The 22409-nt window shown below is 45.7% G+C and carries 18 protein-coding genes, 1 tRNA gene and 1 pseudogene; 18 read left to right on the top strand and 2 right to left on the bottom strand.

Annotation, left to right across the window (positions count from 1 at the left end):
* Positions 1 to 5 precede the first annotated feature (5 nt).
* The 8 genes from MUB50_RS11355 (at position 6) to MUB50_RS11320 (ending at position 8562) form a co-directional block, all read left to right on the top strand.
* The gene (locus MUB50_RS11355; RefSeq protein WP_244791132.1) at positions 6 to 1682 is read left to right on the top strand and encodes an alpha-glucosidase; all 1677 of its coding nucleotides are present in this window, start codon (positions 6 to 8) and stop codon (positions 1680 to 1682) included.
* Between the two features lie 121 nt (positions 1683 to 1803).
* Positions 1804 to 2616 carry an FAD binding domain-containing protein gene (locus MUB50_RS11350; protein ID WP_244791130.1) on the top strand — a complete coding sequence of 271 codons (813 nt, stop codon included), beginning with the start codon at positions 1804 to 1806 and terminating at the stop codon, positions 2614 to 2616.
* On the top strand, positions 2613 to 3083 hold the full coding sequence (locus MUB50_RS11345) for a (2Fe-2S)-binding protein (RefSeq protein WP_015524717.1): 471 nt from the start codon (positions 2613 to 2615) through the stop codon (positions 3081 to 3083). Before MUB50_RS11350 ends, MUB50_RS11345 begins: the two co-directional genes overlap by 4 nt.
* A complete protein-coding gene (locus MUB50_RS11340; RefSeq protein ID WP_244791128.1) occupies positions 3080 to 5374 on the top strand; it encodes a xanthine dehydrogenase family protein molybdopterin-binding subunit in 2295 nt (764 codons plus the stop codon). The genes MUB50_RS11345 and MUB50_RS11340 overlap by 4 nt, the downstream gene beginning before the upstream one ends.
* A 1-nt stretch (position 5375) precedes the next feature.
* Positions 5376 to 6440: a DUF6077 domain-containing protein gene (locus MUB50_RS11335; RefSeq protein ID WP_244791126.1), complete on the top strand. Its 1065-nt coding sequence runs from the start codon at positions 5376 to 5378 to the stop codon at positions 6438 to 6440.
* A gap of 34 nt (positions 6441 to 6474) precedes the next feature.
* On the top strand, positions 6475 to 7305 hold the full coding sequence (locus MUB50_RS11330) for a hypothetical protein (protein WP_244791123.1): 831 nt from the start codon (positions 6475 to 6477) through the stop codon (positions 7303 to 7305).
* A 207-nt stretch (positions 7306 to 7512) separates the two neighbouring features.
* Positions 7513 to 7584, top strand: a tRNA-Arg gene (locus tag MUB50_RS11325).
* Between the two features lie 57 nt (positions 7585 to 7641).
* A complete protein-coding gene (locus tag MUB50_RS11320; protein WP_227752215.1) occupies positions 7642 to 8562 on the top strand; it encodes an SH3 domain-containing protein in 921 nt (306 codons plus the stop codon).
* A gap of 66 nt (positions 8563 to 8628) precedes the next feature.
* Here the strand turns inward: MUB50_RS11320 and MUB50_RS11315 are convergent, their stop codons facing one another.
* Positions 8629 to 9165 (bottom strand): N-acetylmuramoyl-L-alanine amidase family protein, encoded by a 537-nt coding sequence (locus MUB50_RS11315; protein ID WP_244791121.1) that lies wholly within the window; start codon positions 9163 to 9165, stop codon positions 8629 to 8631.
* Between the two features lie 112 nt (positions 9166 to 9277).
* On the opposite strand from MUB50_RS11315, the pseudogene MUB50_RS11310 reads away from it, so the two are divergent.
* From MUB50_RS11310 to MUB50_RS11275, 8 genes and pseudogenes are all read left to right on the top strand, one after another.
* A pseudogene (locus MUB50_RS11310) lies at positions 9278 to 9928 on the top strand (pseudouridine synthase); the annotation flags it as partial.
* Between the two features lie 85 nt (positions 9929 to 10013).
* Positions 10014 to 11975, top strand: a complete 1962-nt coding sequence (gene ligA / locus MUB50_RS11305; protein ID WP_118623776.1) for an NAD-dependent DNA ligase LigA — start codon at positions 10014 to 10016, stop codon at positions 11973 to 11975.
* Between the two features lie 91 nt (positions 11976 to 12066).
* Positions 12067 to 12999 carry a homoserine O-acetyltransferase MetA gene (gene metA / locus MUB50_RS11300; RefSeq protein ID WP_118515882.1) on the top strand — a complete coding sequence of 311 codons (933 nt, stop codon included), beginning with the start codon at positions 12067 to 12069 and terminating at the stop codon, positions 12997 to 12999.
* Positions 13000 to 13410: 411 nt separating this feature from the next.
* The gene (locus tag MUB50_RS11295) at positions 13411 to 14226 is read left to right on the top strand and encodes a methyltetrahydrofolate cobalamin methyltransferase (protein ID WP_021650848.1); all 816 of its coding nucleotides are present in this window, start codon (positions 13411 to 13413) and stop codon (positions 14224 to 14226) included.
* Between the two features lie 54 nt (positions 14227 to 14280).
* Positions 14281 to 14913: a corrinoid protein gene (locus tag MUB50_RS11290; RefSeq protein WP_015524728.1), complete on the top strand. Its 633-nt coding sequence runs from the start codon at positions 14281 to 14283 to the stop codon at positions 14911 to 14913.
* A 91-nt stretch (positions 14914 to 15004) separates the two neighbouring features.
* Entirely contained in the window at positions 15005 to 16705 is a 1701-nt protein-coding gene (locus MUB50_RS11285; protein ID WP_244791119.1) for an ASKHA domain-containing protein, read from the top strand.
* Between the two features lie 16 nt (positions 16706 to 16721).
* Positions 16722 to 17261, top strand: a complete 540-nt coding sequence (locus MUB50_RS11280) for a DUF2284 domain-containing protein (protein ID WP_118623778.1) — start codon at positions 16722 to 16724, stop codon at positions 17259 to 17261.
* A gap of 15 nt (positions 17262 to 17276) precedes the next feature.
* The gene (locus MUB50_RS11275) at positions 17277 to 18059 is read left to right on the top strand and encodes an arylamine N-acetyltransferase family protein (RefSeq protein ID WP_118623780.1); all 783 of its coding nucleotides are present in this window, start codon (positions 17277 to 17279) and stop codon (positions 18057 to 18059) included.
* 21 nt (positions 18060 to 18080) lie between these two features.
* Here MUB50_RS11275 and MUB50_RS11270 read toward each other — a convergent pair whose 3' ends face one another.
* On the bottom strand, positions 18081 to 19661 hold the full coding sequence (locus MUB50_RS11270; RefSeq protein ID WP_118623782.1) for a PucR family transcriptional regulator: 1581 nt from the start codon (positions 19659 to 19661) through the stop codon (positions 18081 to 18083).
* 261 nt (positions 19662 to 19922) lie between these two features.
* Between MUB50_RS11270 and MUB50_RS11265 the strand changes: the two genes are divergently transcribed.
* Positions 19923 to 21323 (top strand): MFS transporter, encoded by a 1401-nt coding sequence (locus MUB50_RS11265; RefSeq protein ID WP_118623784.1) that lies wholly within the window; start codon positions 19923 to 19925, stop codon positions 21321 to 21323.
* 54 nt (positions 21324 to 21377) lie between these two features.
* Positions 21378 to 22409, top strand: coding sequence for a uroporphyrinogen decarboxylase family protein (locus tag MUB50_RS11260; RefSeq protein WP_110102183.1), 1032 nt, complete (start codon positions 21378 to 21380; stop codon positions 22407 to 22409).

The following is a 22409-nucleotide window of genomic DNA, read 5'->3' as shown; positions in this document are numbered from 1 at the left end:
TTAGGATGCAACGAAAATGGTGGCATGACAAGGTGGTATATCAGATATACCCCAAGAGCTTTTATGATTCTAACGGAGACGGGATCGGAGACATCCCGGGAATCATCAGCAAGCTTGATTATCTGAAGGAACTGGGAGCAGATATCCTCTGGCTTTCCCCGATCTATAAATCTCCGCTTGCAGACCAGGGATATGACATCGCAGATTATTATTCTATTGATCCTAGGTTTGGGACCATGGAGGATATGGATCGTCTGATCGCAGAAGCAAAAAAAAGAGAAATGTACATCCTTATGGATCTGGTGGTGAATCACTGCTCCGATGAGCATGAGTGGTTTCAGGAGGCCATTAAGGATCCGGACGGAAAGTATGGAAATTTCTTTTATATCCGGGACAAAAAGGATGACAAGGCTCCCTGCAACTGGAGAAGCTATTTCGGTGGCCCGGTATGGGAAGAGCTTCCGGGACATCCGGATAAACAGTATCTCCATGTATTCCACAAGAAGCAGCCGGATCTCAACTGGGAGAATCCTGAAGTAAGAGAGGAAGTCTACAAAAACATCCGCTGGTGGATGGAAAAGGGGCTTGGAGGATTCCGTATTGATGCCATTATCAATATCAAGAAGAAGCTTCCATTTTCTGATTATCCTGCCGATCGTGCAGACGGGCTCTGCAGCATCGAGAGGATGCTGGAGGAGGCAGAGGGGATTGGAGAATTCCTGGGAGAGATGGCTGAGAAGTGCTTTCATCCCTATGACGCTTTTACTGTAGGAGAGGTATTCAATGAAAAGGAAGATGAGATCAAAGATTTTATCGGAGAAAACGGATACTTTTCATCCATGTTTGATTTTGAGGAAACCTGTTACGGAAAGAGCGAGGATGGCTGGTATGCATCCAAACCGTACCTGACTCCGGAAGAGTACAAGAAGTGTATTTTCCATACTCAGAAAAGGATCGGGGATACTGGTATGATCTCCAACATTATTGAGAATCATGATGAGCCAAGAGGTGTCTGTCACTATATTTCTCCGGAAGACCGCTGTCCGGATTCAAGGAAGCTCCTGGCAGGTGTTTATTTCCTGCTGAAGGGAATTCCGTTTATTTATCAGGGGCAGGAGATCGGTATGGAAAATATGGAGTTTACTTCTATGGACCAGATCGATGACATCAGTACCATCGATGAATACCAGGTAGCGCTCCGTGCCGGATGCAGTGAAAAAGAAGCGCTTGATGCTGCTTCCGCATTTTCCAGAGACAATGCCAGAACTCCGGTACAGTGGAGCGCAGAGAAAAATGCGGGATTTTCAAAAGGAGAGCCGTGGCTTGGGGTTAATCCGAATTATAAGGAGATCAATATAGAGTCCCAATTAACGGACAGTGACTCCCTCCTTTCTTTCTACAAAAAGCTGACTGCACTGAGAAAAGCTCCGGAATATAAAGAAACGCTTGTATATGGAACATTCGCTCCATATCAGGAAGAACAGAAGAATCTGATCGCATATACAAGAAACGGTGAGAAAAATCTTCTGATCCTGGGAAATATGCAGGCACAGTCACAGAAGGTATCTTTGCCGGGAGAAGTGAAAAAGGTGCTTCTGAATAATCAGAAAGCTGTGGAGATCACAGAAAAAGAGATTGTTTTGAAACCGTATCAGTTTATCGTTCTGGAGACAGCTGACTAATGCGGCGTCAGAACAGCAGAGAAAAAACAATAGCTATTTAGCTGACAGTCTGTTAAAATAAATGTTCGGCTGAAAAAACAGCCGTAAAGAAAGAGAATGAGAATTCAGAAGGGAATAAAGTATGCTGAAGATAAAGAATTACGTAAAGGCAGAAAGCCTTGAACAGGCATATGAACTGAACCAGAAAAGAACAGCCTGTGTGCTGGGCGGTATGGTCTGGCTGAAAATGGGAAACCGGAACATCATGACAGCCATTGACCTGTCAGGTCTTGGGCTGGATATTATTACAGAAACAGAAGAAGCATTTGTGATCGGCTGCATGACACCACTTCATGCGCTGGAAACTCATAAAGAGTTGAATGCCTATACAAACGGTGCTGTCCGTGAAAGTGTACGGCACATTGTGGGTGTGCAGTTTCGAAATTGTGCCACAGTGGGCGGAAGTATTTTCGGAAGATTCGGATTTTCCGATGTACTGACCATGTTTCTGGCACTGGATACCTGGGTGGAGCTGTATAATGGCGGAACCATTCCGCTGGCACAGTTTGCATCCATGGAAAAGGATAACGATATCCTGGTAAATATCATTGTAAAAAAACAGCCGCTGAACAGTGTGTACTTAAGCCAGCGGAACAATTCCACAGATTTTCCTGTGCTCACCTGTGCGGCCGCTCTTATTGACGGAAAAGCAAGAACTGTCATTGGAGCCAGACCCGGAAAAGCAATGATCCTGGAAGATGAAGAGGGAATCTTAAAAGATTTTGTACAGATGAATGTACAGCAGAAAAAGGATGCAGCAGCTTCTTTTGCTGCATATGCAGCGGAACATGTTTCTACAGACAAGAACATGCGTGCTTCAAAAGAATACAGGAGTCTTCTTGTGAAAGTCCTCACCAGAAGAGCCTGGGAAGAGATCGGAGGGAGAGCAGAATGAATATCACTTTCTGGCTGAATGGTGTAAAACGGCAGGCAGAGGTACGTCCGGATGAACTGCTTCTGGATTTTCTGCGGAAAAACAGCTGTTACAGCGTAAAACGTGGCTGTGAGACTGCAAACTGTGGTCTCTGTACTGTGCTGATGGATGAACGTCCGGTACTGTCCTGCTCCATGCTGGCTGCCCGCGCAGACGGGAAACGGATCGTGACTCTGGAGGGAATGCAGGAGGAAGCAAAGGAATTCGGAGCTTTTATGGCAAATGAGGGAGCAGAGCAGTGCGGTTTCTGCAATCCGGGATTTATCATGAATGTATTTGCCATGTTAAAGGAACTGGAAGATCCTACGGAAGAGGATATCCTGGAGTATCTTTCCGGAAATCTGTGCCGTTGCTCGGGATTTGTGGGACAGACCAGAAGTATCCTGAAATTTCTTGACTATAAAAAAGGACAGGAGGAAGGAAAATGAAATACGTAAACAAGCCGGTGCCAAAAACAGATGCAATGTCGCTGGTAACCGGAAAACCGGTCTATACCGATGATCTTGCACCTTCTGACTGCCTGATCGTCAAGATCTTAAGAAGTCCTCATGCAAATGCCTGGGTGGAAGAGATCAAGACAGATGCGGCAAAGAAGATCGAGGGGATTGCCTGTGTTCTGACCTATGAGGATGTTTCTCACAAAAGATTTACTCTGGCCGGACAGACAGCGCCTGAGATCAGTCCATGGGATCGTTATATCATAGATAAGCATGTGCGTTTTGTAGGTGATCCGGTTGCCATCGTAGCTGGTGAGACAGAAGAGGCAGTAGATAAAGCCCTGAAACGCATTAAGGTAAAATATCGTGTGGAGGAAGCAGTTCTGGATATCCACACAGCCAAGGATAATCCCATTCTGGTGCACCCGGAGGATGACTGGTATATGCCGATCCCGGCCGGCGGAGATAATAAGCGTAATCTCTGTTCCTCCAATGTAGAAGAAGTGGGTGATGTGGATGCCATGCTGGAGAAATGTGCGTATACAGTAGACCAGGTTTACCACACAAAGGCAAATCAGCAGACCATGATGGAGACCTTCCGCACCTACTGTTATATGGACCATTTTCAGAGACTGACGGTGGTTTCTTCCACCCAGATCCCGTTTCATATCCGAAGGATCGTAGGAAACGCGCTGAACATTCCGTCTTCCAAAGTTCGTGTGATCAAGCCGCGTATCGGCGGGGGCTTTGGTGCAAAACAGTCTTCTGTCAGTGAGGTTTTCCCGGCATTGGTAACATGGGTTACCGGGCGTCCGTCCAAGATCGTTTTTTCCAGAAAGGAATCCATGATCGCGTCTTCTCCGCGTCATGAGATGGAAGTCCATATCCGCATGGGTGCAGACGAAAACGGTATTGTAAAGGCAATCGATCTTTATACTCTTTCCAACACCGGTGCCTATGGAGAGCATGGGCCTACAACCGTAGGACTTTCAGGCCATAAATCCATTGCGCTGTATCGTCATACGGAAGCCTACCGTTTTGCTTATGATGTTGTTTACACCAATATGCAGGCAGCTGGCGCTTATCGTGGCTATGGGGCCACACAGGGTATTTTTGCTGTGGAGTCCGCAGCAGATGAGCTGGCTCATAAGATGGGGATGGATCCGGTAAAATTCCGTGAGCTGAACATGCCTATGGAGGGAGAGGCACTTCCGGGATATCCGGATGTACCGATCAACGGCAGCTGTACCATGGATAAATGTCTTGCCCGTGCAAAGGAAATGATCGGATGGGACGAGAAATATCCGTTCCGTGATATGGGTAACGGCAAAGTACGGGGTGTCGGCATCGCTATGGCCATGCAGGGCTCATCTATTGCAGGGATCGATGTCGGCGGAGCAGACATTAAATTAAATGAGGATGGTTCCTATACCCTAGCACTTGGATGTTCTGATATGGGAACCGGCTGTGATACCATTCTTGCTCAGATGGCAGCAGACTGTCTGGATACAGATATGAAAAATATCGTGGTATTCAGTGTGGATACAGATATTTCTCCCTATGATTCCGGTTCTTATGCATCTTCCACAACCTACGCTACCGGAAATGCCGTGATCCAGGCCTGCGGAGAACTCAGAAAGAGAATCCATGCTTTTGGCGCACAGATGCTTGGAGTATCAGCTGAGGATTCTGATTTTGACGGAGAAAAAGTACGCACAGAAGACGGAAAAGAGGTAACGCTGCAGCAGATCGCAGGAAAAGCGACCTGTGGAGTCTGCAGTGAGCTTCAGGTTGTAAAAGAATATTCTTCTCCGATCTCTCCGCCACCGTTTATGGTAGGTGCCGCTGAAGTGGAGGTCGATAAAGAGACCGGACAGATCGATGTCATTGATTATGTGGGCGTGATCGACTGTGGAACCCCGATCAATCCAAATCTTGCCAGAGTGCAGGCAGAAGGCGGTATTGGTCAGGGAATCGGAATGGTTCTGTATGAGGATGTGCAGTATACAGATAAGGGAAAGATCCGTAATAATTCTTTTATGCAGTATAAGATCCCCAATCGTATGGATATTCCGAAGGTGCGGATCGAGTTTGAGAGCAGCTACGAGAAGACAGGTCCTTTCGGTGCAAAATCCATTGGTGAGCTTGTGATCGATACACCATGTCCGGCTATTGCCAATGCAGTTTATAATGCAACAGGTGTACGTGTCCGAGAACTTCCGATCACTCCGGAGAAGGTTGCAATGGGAATCCTTGCCAGAGAAACCGGAGAGAAGGTGTGAAATGCAGGAGCTGATACTGGCAATTGCCGGACTGATCCTGGAGCTGCTGGTATTTTTCTGTGCAGGAAGTCTGCTGACACGGATACTGAAAATTAAGGCGGAAATAACCATGGAACTGGTCCTGGGATATCTTCTGTATTTTGCGGTTTTTGAGATACTTGCAGTTCCTATGACACTGAAATGGGTAAAACTGAGTGCCTTTTCGTATCTGTGGATGGCGATCATGGCAGCTTGTGTACTGGCTGCATGTCTGTTCGCGCATAAACTTTGGAAGGGACAGCTGGACCGGATAGGAGAAACATTTCGGAAACATTCACTGCTGCTGCTTTTGGTAGCTGCGGCAGTGATCCTGCAGTGTTTTCTGGTGGCTGCATATCAGGACGTTACTGCAGATGCAACACATTATATTGGTGCAGTAAGCACTTCTGTGTATACAGACACTCTTGCCCGATACAGTCCGCTTACCGGTGTGATCCAGAGAAATTTTAATCTCCGCTATGATCTTTCTGCATATCCGATGAACAATGCGGTGTGGTGTGTCCTTCTGGGCATCCACCCGATCGTTCAGTCCAAGGTCGTGATGTCTGTGATCAACATGCTGATGATCAATCTTCTGATCTACCAGATCGGAAAAAGCTTTTTTCGTGGAGATGAAAAAAAAGCAGACCTGATGGTTCTTTTTGTGTGCCTGATGCAATTGTTTTCTTTTTCTATCTATACAACAGGAACCTTTGCGTTTATGCGGGTTTATGAAGGGAAGGCCCTGCTGGCAAATATTTCCATTCCGACAGCGCTTCTGGTAAGTACACGTCTCTGGCTCAACAAAGATGGAAGAAATAAAGAAAGCTGGGTGCTGCTTTTCATTGCGGCCGTCAGTGCGCTGACGTTTTCAGGATCCTCCCTTATTTATCCGGCAGTAGTCAGTACGGCGATCCTTCCGGTGATGGTGCTGAAGAAAAAGCTTTCCTACGCAATTCCCTATGCGCTTTGTATGCTGCCGGGATTTTTGTATGCCCTGGTTTATTTTTCGGCAAAGCTTGGATGGATCGCATTTCCGGCATCATAGGAAACTGGGAAGATACCATGGATAGGAGAAGAAAATGGCGGGAGTAACAATTGAAGAACTGGGATTGCGTTTTGTGCAGATCTGTATGGAGAATTACTGGAGCGGCTGTCTGCTGCCTGTATTTTTTCTGGCAGGTGTACTCTGGGATATTTTTTATCGCAGGAGAAAAGAATCCAGAGTGTTCCTGTATTATCTGGTCTTTCTGGCACTTACGGTATATAATCCGGTTCTTGTAAAATATGTGATACCAAAGGTGCATTTTGAAAGTGAATATTATCGTTTTATCTGGATCCTTCCGGTGATCCCGGGTGCTGCCTATTATGTTGTACGGATCGTGGAAGCGGTAAGGTTTCGATGGCTGAAAGTTGTAACAGCGCTGATCCTTGCGGCAGTGATCGTCACTACGGGGACACCTGTGCCCGGCATTGCAAAAGATTATGTGATGGCGGAAAATATCTATAAAGTCCCGAATGAGCTGCGTTCAGTATGCGATGTGATCCATCAGGACTGCGATAAAGAACAACCCAAGGTTGTTTTTGACAATGAGCTGAATCTGGTGGCAAGACAGTATGATCCTTCACTGATCCTTGTTCTGGATCGTAATTTTACCCTGTATCGTGCAGGAAGTACTGTGGTAGGAAACTACGAAAACAGCAAGGCCTACCAGATCCAGAAAGTGATCATGGATGTGATAAGTTATCAGATGGATGTAGGAATCGATAAGTTCCGGCAGGTATTGAAAAGAACGGAAACCGATTATCTCGTTCTTCCGGTAAATCTTACAAATCATGACTATATCCGTCAGGCAGGATGTACCCCTGTTGCGCAGACAGAAAAATATGTGGTATACAGGTTTGAAGGGTGAATGTGTTCACCCTTCTGGCCTGGGAAAATGACTAAAGTGCGTAAAATGATACTGAGAACGGAGTGAACAGCAACCATAAAATGTGTGATGAATATGTACTGTTTAAAAAAATCTTTACAATTTCATGGATTTGTGTTAAAATCATAAACAGTGTAAACCTACTTTGATAATTTCATACCTGAATTTAGAAGTTATGTTTTTCATTATGCACCTGTAGCTCAGTGGATAGAGCAGTGGTTTCCGGTACCATGTGCGGGGGTTCGATTCCCTTCAGGTGTGTTACCCGGAACAGTGGGAATTGTTCCGGCGTGTTGTTATGATAAGGAGGACAAGAACTTGGATGATTTCAGAGAATGGTTATCAGATAACCTTCGCTATTTTATGTTAGGCGGAGCCATTCTGGTGATCGTGCTTGTTCTGATCTTTGGCGTCCGCGCCTGTGTTGGAGGTAAGAAGGGGAATTCCAATGAAGATCAGACAACAGCCCAAAGTAACCAGGAAAATGATCCTTCTTCTCCGGCAAATGATGGGGAGACAGACGAGAAGAAAGACGCCAGTCCCGCGGCAGATACGGATGCGGAGACAACCATGGAAAAAGCCAGCACGGAAGTAACCGAGCTGATTCAGAGCTATTATAAAGCTTTTGGGGAAAAAGACATTGCAACACTTAAGACGATCGAGGACGGATTTACGCCGGCTGACGAGTCGCAGGTTAATTCAAGGGATTATATTGATGGGTATGAGGTACAGAATGTTTACGCTAAGAAGGGACTGACGGACGATTCGTATGTCGTTTATGTAGTCTTTAATTATATCTGTACTGGAATTGAGACTCCGGTTCCGGCACTGAGCCAGTTTTATGTGGAGACGGGCAGTGACGGCAATCTGAAGATCAAAGGTGGTGCTGATGACGATGCAGATATCAGTGCCTATGTGAAAAAACTGGAATCTGAGAAGGATGTGCAGGAGCTTATCACAAAGGTGAAGGCAGACTATGAAGCTGCGCAGGAGAGTGATTCCTCTCTGGCAGAATTCCTTCAGGGCCTTGGTGAAGATGCCAGTGCTTCCGCAGATGCAGGGACAATGCTTACAGTTACAGAGGACTGTAATGTTCGTGCTTCCGCAGATTCAGAGGGTGAGGTTATCGGTGGTTTTTCTGCAGGAACGGAAGTTGAAAAGAAGGGGCAGGAAGGCGACTGGATACAGGTTGATTATGATGGACAGACCGGTTATGTCTATAGTGGTCTGTTAGAATAATAAGGGTTAACAAAAATGCAGGTTCCGGAAGAACCTGCATTTTTGTTGTTCTGATATAACGAAAGATCATTTTCTGAGCGAACCGTCTGCTGCCAATATGTATTTTTTTCCATTTACGGTGATGGTTCCGGTCTGCATGATTCCGTCTTCGTCCAGATAATAACGTTTTTTACCCAGGGTGATCCAGCCGGTCTGCATGATCCCATCCTTGTTGAAATAATATCGATGAGCATCTGTGTCGGTAAGCCATCCGGTATAGGCGGTTCCGTCAACCATAAATTTCCAGTTGGTGCCATCTGGTGTCCAGACTCCGTTTTCCGCCTCCGGCGAAACCTTTTCTGTTTCGGGAATCTCTGTGGGAACAGGAGACGGTGTGGCGGAAGGCGAGGGAGCGCCGGAAGATATAGATGCATCTGTATGGTGATCGCGATCTGAACCTGGTTCAATAGCCGAAATATCGCTTGTATTTACGGAAATTACGGAAGTACTGCTGTTTTCAAAAGGACCGGCCGATGACTGGGTAAAGAGAATACCGCAGATCAGACACAGGAAAACAGTGACAAAGATCAGCAGCCGTTTTATGCGTGGAGTACGTTCTGACATGTTTTTCCTCCTGATATTTAAGTACATTTCTGTTTATCATACAATAATGAGCAGGAAAATACAAGAAAAATAACCGGTTGCGAACACCTGAGAAAAAATATATAATAGAACAATGGACGAAAAAATCAGAATCAATAAATATTTAAGCGATATAGGAGTCTGCTCAAGAAGAGAGGCAGACCGACTGACAGAAGCGGGGAGAGTTACTGCCAATGGAGAACTGGTTTCCACAGGAATGAAGATCCTCCCGGATGCGGAGATCTGTATTGACGGAAAGCCTGTAAAAAAACAGGAAAAAAAGATCCTGCTTCTTTTTCATAAGCCAAAAGGGATTGTCTGTAGCACCAGACAACAGCGGAATGAGATGACAGTAACAGAATATCTGGATTATCCGGTGCGGGTTTATCCCATAGGACGGCTGGATAAAGATTCCGAAGGCCTGCTTCTCCTTACCAATGAAGGAGATCTGGTGAACCGCATCATGAAGGCGGGAAACTATCATGAAAAGGAATATCAGGTAACCGTGAATAAACCGGTGACAGAAGAATTTATCCGTGGCATGAGTGGCGGGGTGCCGATTCTTGATACGGTCACACGTCCCTGCAAGGTTACAAAAACAGGTAAGAACAGTTTTTGTATCATCCTTACCCAGGGGCTGAACCGCCAGATCCGTCGTATGTGTGAATATTTCGGATATAAAGTCGTAACACTGAAACGTGTTCGGATCATGAATCTGCACCTTGATGGCCTGGAAGAGGGGAAATATCGTGAGATCCGGCCGGAAGAACGAAAAGAACTGGAGGAGATGCTTTCCTCCGAAAAATCAGAAAAAAGGACGGGAGGAAGCCATGAACGAATCATCCATAAAAAAAATGAAAGAGCTGGGAGAAAAGCTCCGGGAAGCGTCCAGGGCCTATTATCAGGAAGACAGGGAGATCATGTCCAACGTGGAGTACGACGCCCTGTACGACACTCTGAGCGCACTGGAGAAAGAAACAGGGATCGTTCTGGCAGACAGTCCAACCGTTAATGTAGGATATGAGGCAGTGGAACAGCTCCCCAAGGAGGAACATGAGAGTCCGATGCTGTCCCTGGACAAGACTAAAGAGAGAGAAGCCTTGAGAGAGTTTATGGGGGAACATCCTACACTTTTATCCTGGAAGCTGGATGGCTTGACGATCGTGCTTACCTATGAAAACGGAGAGCTTATAAAGGCAGTTACCAGGGGAAATGGTATTGTGGGAGAGGTTATTACCAATAATGCCAGAGTATTTAAGAACATACCCCTGAAAATTTCTTTTAAAGGGAGACTGGTCCTTCGCGGAGAAGCCATCATTACCTATTCGGATTTTGAAAAGATCAACGAAACCATCGGAGATGCAGATGCCAAATACAAAAATCCCAGAAATCTCTGCAGTGGTTCTGTCCGTCAGCTGAATAATGAAATTACAGCGAAGAGAAACGTACGGTTTTATGCTTTTTCTTTAGTGAGCGCGGAAGGTGTGGATTTCCGAAATTCCAGGGAGGTGCAGTTCCGGTGGCTGAATAAACAGGGCTTTGAGGTTGTGGAATATCGAAAAGTCACAGCAGAAACTCTGGATGAAGCGATGGATTACTTTGCGGAAGCAGTTACGACCAATGATTTTCCGTCAGATGGGCTTGTGGCATTGTATGATGATATTGCTTACGGAGAATCGCTGGGAACTACGGCCAAGTTTCCAAGGAACGCCATGGCATTTAAATGGGCCGATGAGATGCGTGATACGAGACTTCTGGAGATTGAGTGGAGCCCGTCCAGGACCGGACTGATCAATCCGGTAGCAATTTTTGAGCCGGTGGAACTGGAAGGCACCACAGTGAGCAGAGCCAGTGTGCATAACATCAGTATCATGAAGGAACTGAAACTGGGGATCGGAGATACCATTCGTGTATACAAAGCAAATATGATCATTCCTCAGATCGCGGAAAATCTGACCGGAAGCGGTAATGCACCGATCCCGCATAACTGCCCGGCCTGCGGACAGGAAACGATAGTGAAGAAAGAAAACGATGTGGAATGTCTTTTCTGCGTCAATCCGGGGTGCCCGGCCAAGAAGATCAAGTCCTTTGGGCTTTTTACAAGCAGGGATGCCATGAATATCGACGGACTTTCCGAGGCAACACTGGAGAAATTTATTGCCAGGGGATTTATCCATGACTTTGGCGATATTTTTGAGATCAGCCGGTATAAAGATGAGATTGTGGAAATGGAAGGCTTTGGGCAGAAATCCTATGATAATCTTATGGAAAGTCTGGAACGGGCGAAAGAGACCACACTTCCAAGGGTGATCTACAGTCTTGGGATCGCAAATATCGGTCTGGCTAATGCAAAAGTGATCTGCCGCCATTTTGACAATGATCTGGACAGGATACGTCATGCCAGTCTGGAAGAGGTCAGTGATATTGATACCATCGGGCCGGTCATTGCCGGAAATCTGGTAGCTTATTTTAAGGATGAGGATAACAATCGCCGCCTGGATCATCTGATGAGCTTTCTTCATATTCAGGAGGACAGTCCCAAACAGGAACAGATCTTTGAAGGAATGAATTTTGTGATCACAGGAAGTCTGGTGCACTTTGGAAATCGAAGTGAGGCCAAAGAGCTGATCGAATCCCTGGGAGGCAAGGTTACCGGTTCAGTTACCAAAAAGACCAATTATCTGATCAATAACGATATCCAGTCCAATTCATCCAAAAACAAAAAGGCAAGAGAACTGGGAATTCCGATCCTTTCAGAAGAAGATTTTCGGAAACTTGCCGGAGTGCAGTAAAGGCCGTACAGACTGGAGATACTTTTTATCTGAAGAAAAAAGCCGAGCGGCTCCTTTGTAAGAGACGCTTCATATATAAGGAGGGCAAACAATGCCGATCAAAACACAGGGGGATCTTCCGGTAAAGGAGATCCTCGAGAGAGAAAATATATTTGTAATGGACGAAAAACGTGCCATGCACCAGGATATCCGTCCGATCCAGATTCTGATCCTGAATCTGATGCCGCTGAAAGAAGAAACAGAGCTGCAGCTTCTGCGTTCCCTTTCCAATACACCGCTGCAGGTGGATGTAACATTTATGGCTGTGGAGAGCCATGAAGCGAAGAATACATCACTCAGCCATCTGAACAAGTTTTATGAAACGTTCACTGATATAAAGAAACGTAAATTTGATGGAATGATCATTACAGGAGCACCGGTGGAGCAGATGCCTTTTGAGGAAGTGGATTACTGGAATGAGCTGACTGAGATCATGGATTGGACTGAGAAGCATGTGACTTCCACAATCTTTCTCTGCTGGGCAGCGCAGGCCAGTCTCTATCATTTTTATGGTCTGGAGAAAAAACCTCTGGATAAGAAAATGTTCGGACTTTTCCAGCACAGGGTACTGAACCGTAAGATCCCGCTGGTCCGGGGCTTTGATGATGTATTTCTTGCGCCGCATTCCAGGCACACAGAAGTTCCCATTGCAGATATCCATGCATGCAAAGATCTTACGGTCCTGGCGGAAAGCGAAGAGGCTGGTCTGTTCCTTGCAATGGCAGAGGGAGGCCGTAAAATCTTTGTTATGGGACATCCGGAATACGACCGCGTGACTTTGGATGGCGAATATAAGAGAGATCTTGCCAAGGGCTTGCCTATTGAAATCCCGAAGAACTATTACAAAGATGACGATCCAAACAACAAACCACTCCTTACCTGGAGAGCCCATGCCAACAATCTGTATACGAACTGGCTGAATTATTACGTATACCAGAGTACTCCGTATGACCTGTACGGGACACCGGATTTTAGGGAACTGTAAGGAATATGAAATAAGTATTGGCATAAGCCCATAAATCGTAGATAAAGCTATGATTTATGGGTTTATTTTAGATTGTCGCTCACGAATATCTTCCCTGAAAAATTTTCCTACAAAATGTAGGAATAAATGCAATGTTTATGGTATGAAATGCGGCTGGCTTTTTGCATTTATTTTGATACAATTATTACATAAAAGACATGGAACTGAAATAAGAATTTTTGGTTACTGTTCATTGGTAATATTCCGCGAGGTGATTTTTGTGAGCAAAGGTCACAGAAAACCCGGGAAATACCGCGTGAATTTATGAGATTAGCATAAATTTTGTATATCGCGAAGCGTGTTGCTGAGAACGGAGAGAACAGTAACAGTTCTTGATGCAGGCCAGAATATGTTAACGGGAGGATAAATAATATGATAATCATAGGTGAAAAGATCAATGGATCCATCCCCTCTGTGGCGGAGGCGATCGCAAACAGAGATGCAGAATTCATCAAGCAGCGGGCACTTGCTCAGGCAAACTCAGGAGCAAGCTATATCGATTGCTGCGCATCTGTTCCGGAAGCAGAAGAAGTAGAAACCTTGAAATGGATGATCGACTGTATTCAGGAAGTGACAGATCTTCCGATTTCCGTAGACAGTCCCAGCGCAGATGTTCTTACAGAAGCTTACAAATTCTGCAGAAAACCGGGTATTTTTAACTCTGTATCCGGTGAGGGAGATAAGATCGATAAGATTTTTCCTCTTATGGCACAGCCTGAAAATAAAGGGTGGCAGGTTATCGCACTTCTAAGCGATGATACAGGTATCCCCAAAAGTGCGGAAGACAGGCTGAAGGTATTTGACAAGATCATGGCAAAAGCAAAAGAGTACGGAATTTCACCGGATCGTATCCATATTGATCCATTGGTTGAGATGCTCTGTACATCTGAAGATGGTATTGCGATGAACGTGGAAGTAATTTCAAGTGTCCGTAAACAGTATCCGATGATCCACATCACAGCGGCGATCAGCAACATTTCCTTCAATCTGCCGGTACGTAAGCTTATCAATTTCGGATTTGTGGTACTTGCAATGAATGCTGGCCTTGACAGCGCGATCATGGATCCTACAAACAGAGATATGCTTGGACTTGTATATGCAACAGAGGCATTGCTTGGTCTGGATGATTACTGTATGGAATACATCGGAGCATACAGAGAAGGTCTGATCGGACCTGTAAAAAAATAAATAAAACGCATATGCGGAATGCGGATAAAAAATAAAAAGCGGAGGTGTTTGATTATGTCAAAAATCACAGAAGTAGCAGAATTGGTAGAAAAAGGAAAAGCAAAACTTGTAGGTGCAGCTGTACAGTCAGCTCTTGATGAAGGCTGTGAGGCAACAGAGATTCTTAACAGCATGATCGATGCAATGGCTGTTGTAGGTGAAAGATTTAAAAACGGAGAAATCTTTGTTCCGGAAATGCTGGTAGCAGCCCGTGCAATGAAAAAGGGTGTTGAGGTTCTGAAACCGCATCTTGCATCCGGCGCTACAGGAAGTATGGGAAAACTTATCATCGCTACTGTAGCAGGAGATCTTCATGATATCGGGAAGAATCTTGTTGCGATGATGATCGAAAGTGCCGGCTTTGAAGTTATTGATCTCGGTGTTGATGTACCTGCATCGAAGGTTATTGAATGTTACAAAGAAAATCCGGATGTTAAGGTAATTGCACTTTCAGCGCTGCTCACAACTACAATGCCGGCTCTGAAGGATACAGTTGCAGCACTTAATGCGGAAGATTTCAGAAGCAATGTTAAGATTATGGTTGGAGGAGCACCGATCACGAAGGAATTTGCAGATGAGATCGGCGCAGATGGATATTCAGAAGATGCAGCAAGCGCAGCAGTTCTTGCAAAAGCTTTGGCAGCATAAGGGAAAATAAAACGGGCCGCTCTGTATTGTCTGTGCATGGCATAGACGGCAGAGCGGCTTTTGCTTTACAGTGACCATCGGAGGGATAAAAATGTACCGAATAAAATTTATCAGGGAGGAAAAGGAGATTCTGGTGGAACCGGGTACCAGGATCCTTGAGGCGGAAAGAAAAGCAAAGCTGGTTCCTGATGCACCTTGCGGAGGCCGGGGAAAGTGCGGGAAATGTCGTGTTAAAATAGAGGATCACATGGTGCTTGCATGTCAGACGGAAATCCACAGTGACCTTGAAGTAGATACATTGTCCGGATGCCAGGAAGAGGAAATCCTTACAGAAGGAATGCAGAGACCGGTTGCGTTCAGGCCTGATCTGAAACAGAAAAAAGTGATTCTTGAGAAACCGGAGACAGGAGACAACCGCTCTGAATGGGAGCGGCTGACAGAACAGCTGGATGTGGAAAAACCTGTTCTGCCTGATACTGAAATTGCATCGAAGCTTTACGGCTGCAGAAAAGAAGCAGAAGAATGGTATGTGATCTGTGCAGGAAATGAGCTCCTGGATATCAGCAGAGAAGAGAAAAAAATCTGTTTTGCGGCTTTTGATATAGGTACAACGACGGTGGTCGGCTATCTTATGGATGCGTTGACCGGGAAGCAGCTGGCTCTCAAGAGCAGAATGAACCCACAGACTCAGTATGGCGCAGATGTGATCATGCGGGCGGATCATGCTCTGGAGCATGGCGTAGAGCTGCTGACCGGCTGCATACGGAATGCGGTTGATGAAATGCTCCAGGAACTGGCAGAGGAAGCAGGAAGAAGCACATCAGATATCTGTCAGGTATCTGTGGTAGGAAATACCTGCATGCATCATCTTTTTCTTGGGATTTCTCCGGCATCGCTGGTCCATGCACCGTATAATCCGGCGATCAGTCAGGGGCTTACACTGAATGCAAAGCAATATGGGCTCCATATCCACAGAAAGGGGCAGCTGCTTATGCTGCCTGATATAGCCGGGTATGTAGGGGCAGATACCTGTGGCTGCATTTTGACGCTCAGACAGGATCACCAGAACGAGATCAGCCTTATGATCGATATTGGAACGAACGGGGAGATGGTCCTTGGAAATAAAACGAGATTAGCCTGCTGTTCAACAGCTGCCGGTCCGGCATTTGAAGGTGCAAAGATCGAGTGCGGGATGCGCGGAGGAGCAGGAGCAGTAGATCATGTAGTATACAAAGATGGAAAATGGGAATACACGACTATAGGAAATAAGGCTCCGGCAGGCTTATGCGGTTCAGGTCTGATCGATCTTGTGGCACAGCTGTACCTGGCTGGCTTTATTGATGAAAGTGGTCATCTGGAAAGCGGCCAGGAAAAGGCGGGAGTGTTTGTGCTGGTACCTCCGGAAAAGTCGGGAAATGACAGGGGCGTTTATCTGACACAGAAGGATATCGGAGAGGTGCAGCTGGCAAAAGCGGCTATCGCAGCGGGAATCTTTCTTCTTATGAAAAGACTGGAGATCACGGAAAAGGATATTAAACAGGTCTATCTTGCCGGTGCATTCGGCAATTACATGAATCCGGAAAGTGCGGCGGCGATCGGGATGTTCCCGGCTGAGCTGCTGCCCAAGATACAGCCGGTGGGAAATGCAGCCGGAGAAGGTGCCAGGATCGCGCTTCTGAATGAAGAGGAAAGAAAAGAAATGGATCGGATTGTCAAAAATATGGATTTTGTGGAGCTGGCAGCCTCGCCGGAGTTCCAGGACTGTTTTGTGGATGGCTTATGCTTTCCGTAATGCGAGGAGAATGGATATGCTTAATATAAAAGAACTGGAAGAAATGGGAAAAAAGGCAGGATTTTCTCATGTAGCGCTTCTGAAGAGCGATTCGATCGAGCTTATGCCGGAGGTAAGGGAAATGTGCAAAAATAATATCTGCCATATGTATGCAAAACGCTGGAGCTGTCCTCCCGGATGCGGAGATCTTGAAGTATGCAGAAAAAAGATAGAAAAGTACAGGGAAGGCATTATTGTCCAGACAGTGGGGAAACTGGAGGATCCTCTGGACGGAGAGACGATGATGGAGACAGAAGCGGTTCATAAACAGAATTTTTATGAATTTGAAAAAGTGCTCAGAGAAAGATGGCCGGGTATGCTCCCCATAGGGGCCGGGTGCTGTACAAAATGTAAAACGTGTACATATCCGGATGCTCCATGCCGTTTCCCCGAACAGGCATTTTCTTCGATGGAAGCCTATGGAATGCTGGTAACACAGGTATGCCAGGCAAATGGTCTGGAATACTATTATGGTCCCTGTACGATCGCCTATACCAGCTGCTATCTTCTTGAATAGAACAGGAGTGAAAAAATGAATGACAGAGAACGGGAGGCATATCTGAGCAGGATCGGATATGAGGGTGAATTGAGAACAGATAAAAAATGTCTGGAAAAGATAATGGAACTTCATCTTTGCAGTATTCCCTTTGAAAATCTGGAAGTTTTTGACGAGGGAAGGATTCCTTCTCTGAGGTCGGAAGATATTTATGAGAAGATCATTGCCAGAAAACGAGGCGGATATTGCTTTGAGCTGAATAAATTGTTTTATGAGTTTCTGAAAGCTTTGGATTTCCGTGTGATCCCTGTGGCGGTAAGGATATTGTGGAACCGGGAAGAGCTTCCGCCGGTCCTGCACCGGGCAACCCTTGTTATTTTTGAGGAAGGAAGCTATTACTGTGATGTAGGATACGGAGGTCCCGGACCCAAGAAGCCGGTTCTTATGAAGGATGGTATCCACAGAGAAAAAAACGGATGGTACCGTGTTAACATGAAACCGGGAAATACAAACGGAGAGATTCTTGTTGAACGAAAGAAAGAAGAAAAATATCTGCCAATACTCAGATTTTCACAGATTCCTGCAGTAGAAGCAGATTTTGAACTGCTGAATTTCTATTGTGCAAAATCTCCGGATGTATTGTTTACCAGAAAAAGAGTGGTGAGCATCTGCAGGCCGGAAGGAAGTGTTGCGCTGACCGGGGATGTTCTTACGATCCAGAAGGAAGATGGATCCATTGAAACGAAAATAAGCGATTCGGAAGAAACCATCAGGCTATGGATGGAACATTATTTCGGATTGGAGTTTTTACAGATATAAACAGAAAAAAGGACCAGGTTGTCAGGTGACAGTCTGGTCCTTTTCCTGCAGAAGAAAGCAGAGCTGCAGAAGAAGCCGGTCTTTCGGATTATCCAGATCAACCTTTGTGAGCTTCTGGATGCGCTCCAGACGGTAGGTCAGGGAACTTCTATGTATAAAAAGCTCACGGGCTGTCTGAAGAGAATTGCGTTCATGCTCCAGATAGACCTTGAGTGTGTGATACAGTTCAGTATTGTTTTTTCGGTCATAATTCTGCAGTGCATCCAGCCGTGAAGAGACCAGAAGCTCGGGACTGATCTGATGGCTGATCTGGGAAAGCATATATTCCAGAAGATAAGCATCAAAATGATAGCACCAGGCCATGCTCTGACTTTTTTTGCCCAGGCGCAAGGCGGAAACAGCCTGAATATATCCCTGAGGGATCAGGAGAAAATCACGAAATTCAGAGCTTACTCCCATTTTAAAAAGCCCTTCGCGCAGGATGATCGCAAGTGAACTGATAACATCGGAAGATACAGAGTGCTTAAAGGACAGATTAACGATCACAACGATTCCCTGCTGATAGGTAAAAGCCAGACCTTCCGGGATCTGGGCTTCAATGTGTCCCAGTGTGGCGATGGAAGAGTGCATACGGTCATCCTGCTGCTGGGTTTCCAGACGAAGTACAAGATACCGGTCATGGCGATTCCAGTTCAGATACTGGATCTGATCGGTAACTGCCTGTAGTTCTGTGAGCTTTCCGGAAAGATACTCCGTGAAAAACTGCCGGGAGTCATTTCCCATTGAAATTTGGAACAGATTATGCCGACGGATGCACAGCTCGATAAAGGAGCCAAGATATTCAAGAGCAGAAAAATGTCCGGGCTGTATCTCCGTCTGGAGCTCATCCACACAAAGCCGGCCCTGATAATTGCCGCTGACCCAGAGATTCATGTAGAGGATACGGTAACCGCGGAGCTCTTCGGAATAAATATTGGCGCCGTGGGTGATAAGTGTGCGCTGGTATTCGGCGTCAAGCTTGAAATCCTGAATCAGGCTTAAAGGTGCGATGAGTCTTCCTGTACGCTGGTCATGGACCCATTCGGACATACCGGTTACGTGCCGGGGAGAAGAAAGGATATAGAAGTTGGTGTCGTGGGCAAAAACCGGATTATGAAATATATCCAGACTGGCTTCCAGCATTTCATTCAACGGATCGATACTTCCAAGTGCAAGCTGGAGTTTACTGTCCCAGTCAGAATATCTGTCAAAGGTCTGCTGTATCTGGTTGAAGATCTCAGAAAAAGAAAGGGTTCCCTTAATGTGAAGGATCCTGCAGCTTTCGGAAAAGCAGGAAAGATCACCGGAGCCCACCACTACAAATGCGATGTTCTGGTATCGCAGAAAGCTTTCGGAAAGAGAATTGCCGAAGACAAGATAAAGGTAGCATGGCTTCAGCAGGGCTCCTGCCTGATATATGCGAAGACCATCCAGCGTCAGGGGGTCTTCACGGCAGAGGATGGAAACATCCTCTTTTTTCTCCGCAAAATCGTCAGCAATGATCTGGAGATTAAGATGGAAGCCGGTATGCGGGCTATTCACGAAATGCTCTCTTTTATTCAAAATATTTCCTCCAATTCATAAAAGCCTTGTATTTATAGGAAATTATAACATATTAGACGGAAAATAAAAAGAAAACGGAGAGAAAATTATTTGTGCATATTTACAATAATAACTGTACAAAAAGTATGAAGTATTGGAGAAAGAATGAAGAAGTGTGCGGATTTACGAACAGGAAAAAAACAACTATACTATAACCATCAAAGGTAACGTGAAGTTGTGGAAATGGCCGGCCCCACAAAAAACAGCGAAGGGGGAAAGAAAATGAGTAAAAATGAAATACCGAAACAAGATCCGAAACAGAAAAAGGGTCTTACAAATGCCCTGAAATATTTCTTTGGTGTTGGTGATGCCGGATTTGTTCTTATGAGTAACATCGAGACATTTTACTTTATGACATTTCTGACGGATCTGGCAGGCTTTGCAGCTGGTGTAGCTGGTGTGATCAATTCCGTATTTACCATTGTTGATGCCTGTCTGTCCTGGCTTTACGGAGGAATCATCAATGGCACAAAAGCAAAGAAATGGGGGCGTTATCGTTCCTGGCTGATCATGGTTCCGTGGATGGTGCCGTTTCTGTATGCATTCATGTTCATACGTGTCAGCGATAATGAATGGGTTTCGGCAGTGGTGATCATTGTCGCATCCATCGCATCTCATGTGGCATGGAATTTCAGCTATGTTGCCAACGCAACCCTGATCAGTGTTGTTGGTAAAACACCGGAAGACAAAGCAACGCTTGCATCCTCCAGGGCAACCTGGAATAACATAGGCGGTCTGTTGTTTTCCTATATGGGTCTTCCGTTTGCAACACTTCTTGCCGGATATGTCGGTGAGAAAAATAAATTTGCAGCAGCAGCTTTCTGCCTGGGTATTCTGATGGTCGTAACCTATTTTGCCCATTTCAAGATGACGGAAGGCTATGAAGAGATTGAAACGGAAACAGCAGGAAAGAAAAATGACAAAACAAAGATCACGATCAGAGAGATGTTTGCTTCCCTGTTTCAGAATCCGCCTCTTATGGTCCTGATGCTGGCAGACCTTGCAAAATGGTGTGTGAAATTTGTAACAGCAGCATCTGCTATTTACTATTTCAGGGATGCAATGGGAAATCCGGGACTGATGACCACTTATCTTCTCTGGGTTGCTATCGGTGCCATCATCGGTGCTTTTTCCATGAGATACATTGCAAAAGCAATATCATCCCGTACAACTATGATCATCGCTTATGCAGGAATGGCAGTATCACTGTTCCTTGTATACATTTTCTACGGAAATGCAATGACAGTGATCGCTCTTATGACACTTGCCCAGTTCTTTTATGGCATGGCTTTTGCAGCTTCACCTGCACTTTATGCGGACACTGTAGTGTATGCAACATGGAAGAGCGGAAAAGATGCATCCGGATGGATCATGGGATTACAGAATCTTCCGCTGAAGATTGCCGTGTTCTTAAGAGGAACGATTCTCAGCGCCTGTCTTGTGGCGGTAGGCTGGAAATCCGGAGTTGTTCTTGAGGGGACGGCTCGTCAGGGAATGACGATTTCCTTTGCGCTTGTTCCGGCTATTTTCTGTCTGGCAGGTCTTCTGCTTCTGGTGTTTGGATTTAAGATCACAAAGGAAAAGGTTCTTCAGTATCAGGCTGAGATTGATGCAAGATCATAAAGATAAGTGATCGGGTATTTTGAAAGATCACAGGATAATAAAGGAGGAAGCATTATGTTGAAAGCATCGGAGATTTTACTTGAAACGATAAAAAAGGACGGCAGGCCGGAACGACTTCTGAGACAGTATGAGGGTGCGACCTTTTACCCGCCGAACCCGGCAAATAATTATGTGCGTGGAAACCGTCACCGTGGTATGGAGCCTATGAAGGATCTTTTCGGAACTGAGATCCTCTGGCCCCAGGAACAGCTGGCTGCAATGCCACATGTAACAGAGGACAACAAAGTCATTGATGATATCACAGAATGGAAAGAGCAGCTGGTGATCCCTGATATTGTCGGTCAGTGCTCGGATCCGGCTTTATGGGAACCATTTAAACAGAAGGCACAGGAGATAAAGGATTCAGGAAGCCTTTTCATGGCATTTATGCCTACAGGTGTTTTTGAGAGGCTTCACTTCCTGATGGGATTTGAGGATATGCTGGTGAACTTCCTTCTTGAGCCGGAGGATATGATGGATCTCTGCAATGCCATTGGGGAGTACCGTTTTCAGCTTACAAAGCTGATCGTTGATAATCTCCACCCGGATATCATCCTTTCCCACGATGACTGGGGTTCCAAGCAGTCCCTGTTCATCAGTCCGGACACATGGAGAGAATTTATCAAACCACAGTATGAAAGATCCTATAAATATATGAAAGACCATGGAGTGATCATCATGCATCACGCAGATTCCTTCATGGAACCGATCATAGAGGATATGGTTGATCTTGGGATTGACATCTGGCAGGGAACACTTCCGCAGAATGATATTCCGAAGCTCCAGAAACAGCTGAACGGAAGAATGACACTTATGGGTGGAATCGATGCTTCTATTGTAGACCGTGTGGATTCCACAGAAGAAGAGATCCGCAAGGAGGTCAGAAGAGCATGTGAGGAGTATGCACCACACGGACATTTCATCCCATGTATTACCTATGGAGGTCCCGGTTGTCTGTTCCCTCATGTAGATTCAATTATTGATGACGAGATTGAAAAATATAATAAGGAGCATTCCTGTAATTCATTAAAAGCGCCAATTGAATAA

It is taken from the genome of Blautia sp. NSJ-140 (assembly GCF_022868965.1).
In the GTDB taxonomy this organism is placed as follows: Bacteria; Bacillota; Clostridia; order Lachnospirales; family Lachnospiraceae; genus Blautia_A.
Note: the sequence above shows the minus strand (reverse complement) of the source record. Positions and strands in the feature narration are given on the sequence as shown.

Coding starts and splice junctions, on each gene's coding strand:
- MUB50_RS11340 (WP_244791128.1), top strand. CDS start 3,080: ATGAAATACGTAAACAAGCCGGTGCCAAAAACAGATGCAATGTCGCTG.
- MUB50_RS11355 (WP_244791132.1), top strand. CDS start 6: ATGCAACGAAAATGGTGGCATGACAAGGTGGTATATCAGATATACCCC.
- MUB50_RS11265 (WP_118623784.1), top strand. CDS start 19,923: ATGAGTAAAAATGAAATACCGAAACAAGATCCGAAACAGAAAAAGGGT.
- MUB50_RS11280 (WP_118623778.1), top strand. CDS start 16,722: ATGCTTAATATAAAAGAACTGGAAGAAATGGGAAAAAAGGCAGGATTT.
- MUB50_RS11345 (WP_015524717.1), top strand. CDS start 2,613: ATGAATATCACTTTCTGGCTGAATGGTGTAAAACGGCAGGCAGAGGTA.
- ligA (WP_118623776.1), top strand. CDS start 10,014: ATGAACGAATCATCCATAAAAAAAATGAAAGAGCTGGGAGAAAAGCTC.
- MUB50_RS11315 (WP_244791121.1), bottom strand. CDS start 9,165: ATGTCAGAACGTACTCCACGCATAAAACGGCTGCTGATCTTTGTCACT.
- metA (WP_118515882.1), top strand. CDS start 12,067: ATGCCGATCAAAACACAGGGGGATCTTCCGGTAAAGGAGATCCTCGAG.
- MUB50_RS11290 (WP_015524728.1), top strand. CDS start 14,281: ATGTCAAAAATCACAGAAGTAGCAGAATTGGTAGAAAAAGGAAAAGCA.
- MUB50_RS11330 (WP_244791123.1), top strand. CDS start 6,475: ATGGCGGGAGTAACAATTGAAGAACTGGGATTGCGTTTTGTGCAGATC.
- MUB50_RS11285 (WP_244791119.1), top strand. CDS start 15,005: ATGTACCGAATAAAATTTATCAGGGAGGAAAAGGAGATTCTGGTGGAA.
- MUB50_RS11275 (WP_118623780.1), top strand. CDS start 17,277: ATGAATGACAGAGAACGGGAGGCATATCTGAGCAGGATCGGATATGAG.
- MUB50_RS11350 (WP_244791130.1), top strand. CDS start 1,804: ATGCTGAAGATAAAGAATTACGTAAAGGCAGAAAGCCTTGAACAGGCA.
- MUB50_RS11260 (WP_110102183.1), top strand. CDS start 21,378: ATGTTGAAAGCATCGGAGATTTTACTTGAAACGATAAAAAAGGACGGC.
- MUB50_RS11335 (WP_244791126.1), top strand. CDS start 5,376: ATGCAGGAGCTGATACTGGCAATTGCCGGACTGATCCTGGAGCTGCTG.
- MUB50_RS11295 (WP_021650848.1), top strand. CDS start 13,411: ATGATAATCATAGGTGAAAAGATCAATGGATCCATCCCCTCTGTGGCG.